Genomic DNA, 561 nt, shown 5'->3' with positions numbered 1-561 from the left:
AAGGCAGTTAAGAAGTAAATCTCAACCGCCTCGCTATTAATAGTTATTTAATTGTTTAAGAACGTCCCGGTTGTCCTTTGGGAACTTACGACCCCTGATTGCTCAAGCGCCGCTCCCGCGTGCTACCAAGGCGTACGGACAACTCCTTGGGCGGGACTTCAACCCGCAAGATAAACGGTTGTTACTGCGTACGGTCACACCTTGTTTTTTGACTTATTTAAATCAAGAAACAATGAGTGACCCCGTTTACGCAACCGCCTCTTTATTAATAGTTATTTAATTATTTAAGAACGTCCCGGTTGTCATGATGTCATCGGTCAGGTGGCCTGTGATGCGAATGAACTTTTGGGCGATGAGGAGCAAGCAGGCTTTTTCATTGACGAAAGCGGGTTTGCCAAACAAGGGCCGATGTCGGCGGGTGTTGCCCGGCAGTGGTTGGGCCGACTGGGAAAAGTCGATAATGGTCAGGTAGCCGTATTCGGCGTACTTGGCAAAGACCGTTTTGCCGTACCGGTGGATGTTCGACTCTACCTTCCCAAGACATGGATAGAAGACCCGCAG

1 protein-coding gene is annotated in these 561 nt (G+C 49.0%); it reads right to left on the bottom strand.

From position 1 onward, the window contains the following. Positions 1-276: 276 nt before the first annotated feature. Positions 277-561, bottom strand: a 285-nt coding sequence (locus tag P1P89_23355; protein ID MDF1594460.1) for a hypothetical protein, incomplete at its 5' end; no start/stop codon positions are given.

This window comes from Desulfobacterales bacterium (assembly GCA_029211065.1).
Classification (GTDB): Bacteria; Desulfobacterota; Desulfobacteria; order Desulfobacterales; family JARGFK01; genus JARGFK01.
This window is presented reverse-complemented; position numbering and strand designations above follow the sequence as displayed.